At 50.5% G+C, this 6,653-nt stretch carries 6 protein-coding genes; 3 read left to right on the top strand and 3 right to left on the bottom strand.

The genetic code is table 11. The features are described from left to right. Positions 1-175: 175 nt before the first annotated feature. Positions 176-1,480: a Na+/H+ antiporter NhaC family protein gene (locus Q4G98_RS10620; RefSeq protein ID WP_298562831.1), complete on the top strand. Its 1,305-nt coding sequence runs from the start codon at positions 176-178 to the stop codon at positions 1,478-1,480. Between the two features lie 52 nt (positions 1,481-1,532). Here Q4G98_RS10620 and Q4G98_RS10615 read toward each other — a convergent pair whose 3' ends face one another. The 3 genes from Q4G98_RS10615 to Q4G98_RS10605 form a co-directional block, all read right to left on the bottom strand. Continuing rightward, the gene (locus Q4G98_RS10615; protein ID WP_177560282.1) at positions 1,533-2,942 is read right to left on the bottom strand and encodes an amidohydrolase family protein; all 1,410 of its coding nucleotides are present in this window, start codon (positions 2,940-2,942) and stop codon (positions 1,533-1,535) included. Between the two features lie 86 nt (positions 2,943-3,028). Next, a complete protein-coding gene (serC, locus tag Q4G98_RS10610) occupies positions 3,029-4,117 on the bottom strand; it encodes a 3-phosphoserine/phosphohydroxythreonine transaminase (protein ID WP_177560306.1) in 1,089 nt (362 codons plus the stop codon). Continuing rightward, the gene (locus Q4G98_RS10605; protein WP_177560279.1) at positions 4,114-5,364 is read right to left on the bottom strand and encodes a DUF1015 domain-containing protein; all 1,251 of its coding nucleotides are present in this window, start codon (positions 5,362-5,364) and stop codon (positions 4,114-4,116) included. The genes serC and Q4G98_RS10605 overlap by 4 nt, the downstream gene beginning before the upstream one ends. Before the next feature lie 238 nt (positions 5,365-5,602). Between Q4G98_RS10605 and Q4G98_RS10600 the strand changes: the two genes are divergently transcribed. Next, a complete protein-coding gene (locus Q4G98_RS10600; protein WP_177560276.1) occupies positions 5,603-6,313 on the top strand; it encodes an AzlC family ABC transporter permease in 711 nt (236 codons plus the stop codon). Next, positions 6,303-6,626: an AzlD domain-containing protein gene (locus Q4G98_RS10595; protein WP_177560273.1), complete on the top strand. Its 324-nt coding sequence runs from the start codon at positions 6,303-6,305 to the stop codon at positions 6,624-6,626. Before Q4G98_RS10600 ends, Q4G98_RS10595 begins: the two co-directional genes overlap by 11 nt. The last annotated feature ends 27 nt before the right edge of the window (positions 6,627-6,653 follow it).

Below are 6,653 nucleotides of genomic sequence, written 5' to 3'. Positions count from 1 at the left end.
TATTCTACGATACGCTTTTCTTTTTTCTGTCTATTTTCTCTACAGCACTTCACTGTAGGGTGGCTTTTTACTTTTTTATTAGACAAGCGCAGCTGCAAGCAGTATGATATTATTAATTAATTTTATACTTGACCGGCAAACAATTTCTAACGTTTACCGGTTACAGGAGAAAATCATGGAAACCGTTATTATCTTTCTTTTCGCCGCTGTCCTGTTCGGCTGCATTATGGCCGGATATTCTATTCTCTGGGCCCTTGGTTTAGGCTATCTGATGTTTTTCGGCTATGCCATCAACAAAGGCTATACTGTAAAACAGGTTTTATGTATGTCTGGGCGCGGTGTGCTTACGATCAAAAATATCCTGTTTATCTTTGTCCTCATCGGTATGATCACCGCCGTCTGGCGTGCCTGCGGCACGATTCCATTCATTATTTACCATATGTCGGCGCTGCTTTTGCCATCGATATTTATTTTGATAGTCTTTCTGCTCTGCTGCTTCGTTTCTCTTTTAACAGGTACGTCCTTCGGCACTGCGGCCACGATTGGCATTATCTGTATGTCGATCGCCAAAGCCAGCGGCATCGATCCCACTTTTACAGGCGGCGCGATTCTATCAGGTATTTATTTCGGCGACCGCTGTTCGCCTATGTCAACCAGCGCTTTATTGATCAGCGAACTGACACAGACAGATATTTACCGTAATATCAAAAATATGTTCAGATCGGCACTGTTACCTTTTCTGCTTACCTGCTCCCTTTATGCCCTGCTGGGCTTTACCGGCACCGGCACCGTAAGCGAAACGTCTTTATATACGCTGTTTCCGCAAAATTTTGATCTGCACTGGACTACTATTATCCCGGCGCTTTTGATCATTCTCCTCTCTCTGTGTAAAATCAGGGTCCGCCTGACGATGGCTGCCAGTATCGTCACCGGCAGTCTGCTCTGTCTGTATTTGCAGAACATCAGCCTCAGCGAGCTGGCGGCGATCATGTTTTACGGCTTCCATCCCGCCGACCCCCAGTTAGCATTGGTACTCAGCGGCGGCGGTATCGTTTCCATGTTTACAGTCAGTGTGATCATCCTGCTTTCTTCAGCCTACGCCGGGATTTTTGAAGCGACAGGCTTTTTGGATACCACGCAGTCCCTAATCGCGCGTCTTGAACAGAAAATAACGCCTTACGGCAGCGTTTTACTAACTGCTACTATCACCAGTATGGCGACCTGCAACCAGACCCTCAGCAGTATCCTTACCTATCAGCTGCATAAGGACAGTGCCGCAAATAACTATCAACTGGCCCTCGACCTGGAAAACAGTACCATCGTCGTCGCTGCGCTTATCCCCTGGTCCATAGCCTGCGCTGTACCGCTCGCTACCATAGGCGCCGGCAATGCTTCGATCTGGTTCGCCTTTTACCTGTACCTGCTGCCGCTCTATAATCTGCTGCGGCCTTACAAGGTCACAACCCCAATAAAAAAATAAACAACCTGCTTTCAAGTTTGCTTGAAGTCAGGTTGTTTATTTTTCACACTTTTTATTTTCGTGCTTTCCGCAGCACACTGCTGTCAGCCAAATCCACGATCAAAGGCTCCAGCCCCTGACTGCGTACATAGTCCGCCCCGGCAGCCGTCGTAATTATCCTGCCGCCACGCCCTAAAATCTTGCCATCTATATAGCAGACTTGTCCGCCGATGATCGTAGCAAAAGCACTGCGCCGCAGTCTGTCAACGATCGTAATATCGGCATCCCAGCCTGCTGCCAAACTGCCTTTATTCGTCAGCCCCAACATCTGTGCCGGCAAGTAGCTGATCTTCGCCACCAACTCCTGCAGCGTCAGTCCACCCAGATCTACTAAAGCAAGACCAGCCGGCAGCAGCACGTTTCGGGGAATACCACCGCCGTCGGTACTGATCGCGTCCACAATAAAACCACCGTCAGCCTTTTTGGCCGTTGCCAGCCGTACCCGTGGCCCTACAGGGTTGACTGCAAAACTTACGGACACCAGTGTTTTCTGTTCAAGCCAATAATCCCTGGCCGGCTCACCAGTCAGCAAAGTCATTTCCTGTCCCTGCGGATAGTTGACCTGTGCCCAGCCGGTCAGAAGCGCAGCCTCCATTCCAGCCTCATCCTCAGTAAAGCCGCCGGTTTTCAGGCAGCGGCGTGTAACCATACTCCCCGGCAGACCATCAATGATTTCGGCACTGGTACCATTGAGCGGTGATAAATATGACTCACAGGAAATATTGGGGTTGTCCAGCAATGCTTTAAGAGCCAGCTCAGTTTCTTCCGTTTCCGGCCGTACCGTGCCGCGGCAATAAGCGTTAATATGTGCTAAATGCAAGGGATTACCGTCTGCCAGCTCCACAGCCTCCAACATCCCTTCAATATTGGAACCATGCTCGGCCGTTCCGGCGTGAAAAGCCGTATATGCTCCCATGCCCGCCGCTGTCTTGATCGCTCTGGCCGTCGCCGCCACTGTCAGCGGATAATGACCTCCCAGCAGCTTAATGCCTAAAGACCCCTGCCGCAGGACCCGCTCCAGCAACTCCTGCAGTTCTGCTGCCGAAGGATCGGCAGTGCTGACAGTATGTCCAGGCCGCACATATTCTATCGTCGCCAGATTGAGCCCAACACCATAGTCACGTGCCAACTCCAACACACTGGTTCCTGGCCCCGACATATCCAAAGCACTGGTCACACCGGCCTTGATCAGCATCGCATGAGCATAGCTGCCGCCCAGCCAGGCCGAAGCGTGTACATGGGAATCCACCAGCCCTGGCAGTATCAGCTTCCCTGACGCATCGATTTCCTGCGCCGCACTGCCGCTGATACTGCTTTCGACAGCCGTCACCAGACCGTTTTGCACCGCCACATCAAAATAACCTTCACGTCCTGTTGCATAATCTACCACATACCCGTTTTTGATCAGTAAATCATATCGCATTTGCTGCCCTTCCCTCAAACCAATTCAGGTAAAAAGTAACGCCGCCTGTTTTTGAGCAAGCAGCGTCTACTATTTCCCGGTCAATATTATTTATGTATTTTATAAAAAGCTTCCATAAATTCTGCCAGCTTCTCGCAGCCATCCAGCGGCATCGCGTTGTAGATCGAAGCTCTCAAGCCGCCAACACTGCGGTGTCCCTTCAGTCCGCCCATACCAAGCTCCTCTGCCTCGGCCGCAAAGCTTTTTTCCAGTTCTTCAGTCGGCAGGCCAAAAGTCACGTTCATCATCGAACGGCTGTCAGCCTTGGCAAAACCGCGGAAAAAGTCAGGATACATATCGATCACATCATAAACGATCTTCGCCTTCGCCGCATTACGCTGCTCCATCATCACCAGTCCGCCCTGGGCTTTCAGCCACTTGGCGACCTTGCCAACAATATAAACCGCAAAAGCCGGCGGCGTATTATACAGTGAATTGTTATTCATATGGATTTCATAATTGAGCATACTGTGCAGAGCTTTAGAACGTCCCTCAATAAATTTTCTGCGAGCAATGACCGCTACTGCTCCGGCAGGTCCGATATTCTTCTGCACACCGGCATAGATCAGCGAAAACTTCTCCGCCGGGATCGGTTTACTCAAAATATCCGAAGACATATCAGCGATCAGCGGCACCTCGCCGGTTTCAGGATAAACGCTGTATTCCGTGCCTTCGATCGTATTATTAGCCGTAATATGCAGATAAGCGCAGTTCTCCGGCAGCCTGATCTCACCCGGCTGCGGTACCCGGTCGTACTTTTCAGCCTTGCTGCTGAACGGAACAACGACATTGCCTACTTTTTCCGCCTCTTTGACAGCTTTATCCGAAAAATTGCTGGTCACAGCATAAGCAGCAGTTTGCCCGGCGCCTAAAAAATTCATTGGTACCATCGAAAACTGCAAGCTGGCGCCACCGCCCATAAAGAGGACGCAATAGTCGTCACCCAAACCCAAAAGCTCTTTGATATCGGTTTCCGCCTCGGCGTTGATCTTTTCATAAACCGGCGCACGGTGGCTCATTTCCAAAATCGACATACCGCTGCCCTGCAGATCCAGCAGCTCGGCCTGTACTTCCTGCAGCACTTCCAGCGGCAGCATAGCCGGGCCGGCGTTAAAATTATAGATACGTTTCATTATTCATCTTCTCCGATCAAATGCACGACCATCGCATCGCGCAGCTTAGGTTCAAACCAGGTCGATTTCGGCGGCATGATCTTACCGGCATCGGCTACCTTGATCAGCTCCTCCATCGACGTGGGATACATGGCAAAGGCTACGCTGTAAGCACCCTCGTCTACTTTAGCCGCCAAAGCGTCCAGTCCGCGGATACCACCCATAAAATTGATACGTTCATCCGTGCGCGGATCTTTGATACCCAAAATCGGCGCCAGCAGATTATTCTGCAATATCGAAACGTCCAGCGACTCGATCACATCATCAGCAGCAAAAGTGTCTTCTTTCGCTGTCAGACGGCGCCATTTACCGGTCAGATACATGCTGAACTGATGCCGTTCTTCCGGCTTCGGTCCGCCTTCCAGCTCGCTGATTTCAAATTTCTCGCCAACCTTATTCAAAAACTCCTCCATAGACAGGCCATTCAGATCTTTTACCAAACGGTTGTAGTCCATGATCTGCATCATACTGTCAGGAAAAATAACCGCTAAAAAAGTATTGTAATCTTCATTGGCACTATGCTCCGGCCTCTTACTCAGCTCGTCCGCCACCCGCATAGCCGCCGCACTCCGGTGATGGCCGTCGGCAATATACAGCGCCGGCACATCTTCAAACAGGCGGGTCAGCTCGGCGATCTCCATCAGGTTATCCACCACATACAGAGTATGCTGCACTCCGTCTTCCGAAGTAAAATCATATACCGGTTTTTTTGCCCCCATCAGGCTCAAAATATACGTATTGATCTCGGGCTTGCCCTTATAAGTCAAAAAAACAGCGCCGGTCTGCGCTTCTGTAGCCAGAATATGGTTGACCCGGTCCTGCTCTTTGTCATGCCTGGTCAATTCGTGCTTTTTGATAATATTCTCGCGGTATTCCTCTACCGACGCTGCGGCTACGAGACCGATCTGGATATGCTGTCCCATCTGCTGACGGTAAATATAGTAGCAGGGCGTAGTATCCTTCTTCATCTGCCCGTCGGCCAGATACCTGTCAAGATTCGCTTTAGCCATTTTATAAACTGCCTGGCTGTGCGGATCGATACATTCCGACATCGTCGCTTCTGATTTTGTTACCCGCAAAAAACTCAGCGGGTTCTTATTAAGGATCTGCCGCGCCTCTTCCGTATCCATCACGTCATAAGGCAAAGCGGCGATCTCGGCCGCATATTCCGGCACCGGACGCAGCCCGCAGAACGGTCTGATCTGTGTCATCTAAAAAACCTCCTTAGCGTTGTATGTATATACAAACATCTGCTTAAATCAAATTAGTCCTTATTTATATTATTTTACTCAGTTCTCCGTCAAAACGCAAGCGTCGCCGCAGCAAACAACGTCTCCAGCCAAAAAAATTTCCTGCGCCGTAATAAATATAACACTTTTCCCGGTTTCTTATCCATGCAAAATAAGTTATAATAGAAGAAGTCGTTTTAAATAAGGGGAGTGTCCATTCGTGTCAGCTATAACAATCAACAGGCGTGTCCTGCAAAAACTTATTCCCATCGCCATCGGCTATCTGGCCCTTGGCATTGCCTGCGGCATCCTGGCGCAGCAGGCAGGCCTCACCCCGCTCGAAGCCTTTGGCATGAGCGTACTGGTTTTCGCCGGCTCCGGCCAGTTCATCGGTATCGCCATGATGGCTCAGGGTGCGGCACTCGTTTCTATCGGCCTCACTATTTTTATCGTCAATCTGCGTCATCTTCTATTCAGCTCTACGCTGATGAATTTTTTTGACGGCCGCAGCAAAAACTTTCTCATTGGTTATGCTCATGGCATCACTGACGAAACCTTCGCCGTCAATCTGAACGCCTTTGAAACAGAGACCGCTCCCCGCTGGACAGGTGAAGAAGCACTGGGGCTCAACGTTACCTCCTGCGCCGTCTGGTCGCTCAGCAACGCGCTTGGCTGCTATGCCGCCGCCTGGCTCAATCCGCCGACCGAACTGGTATCCTATCTGCTGATCGCCATGTTCCTCGGTATCTGGGTCAACTATCTCAGTGACCGCAAAATGATCATCACCGGCCTGATTTCCGGAGTTCTGGCGATCCTGCTTTCACAGATTGTCCCTTATAAGCTGCACATCGTGCTCGCAACCCTGGCCGCCTCCGGCGCCGCCTGCTATATTACCGAACGTCATGCAGGAGGTGCCGACAATGTCCGCTGAATATATCTGGGGCGCTATTTTCATCATGATGGGCGTCACCTATATTTCCCGTATCATTCCCTTTCTGCTGCTGGCCGGCAAACCTGTGCCGCGCTGGTTCAAAACCTGGCTTACCTATGTGCCGACGGCTATTTTCGGAGCACTGGTCCTGCCCGATGTTTTTTTACCGGCAGGCAGCTTTGACCTGGGTCTGCACAACCTGTATCTCTGGTCCACCGTTATCATCTTCCCGCTGGTCTATAAAACAAAATCATTGGGGCTGGCAATAGTCAGCGGTGCAGCAGTCTTTGCACTGCTGCAGGCCGTGATCTGATTTAAAGCTTCTATATTGTTATTAAAG

This window comes from uncultured Phascolarctobacterium sp., from assembly GCF_958349595.1.
Taxonomy (GTDB): domain Bacteria; phylum Bacillota; class Negativicutes; order Acidaminococcales; family Acidaminococcaceae; genus Phascolarctobacterium.
This window is presented reverse-complemented; position numbering and strand designations above follow the sequence as displayed.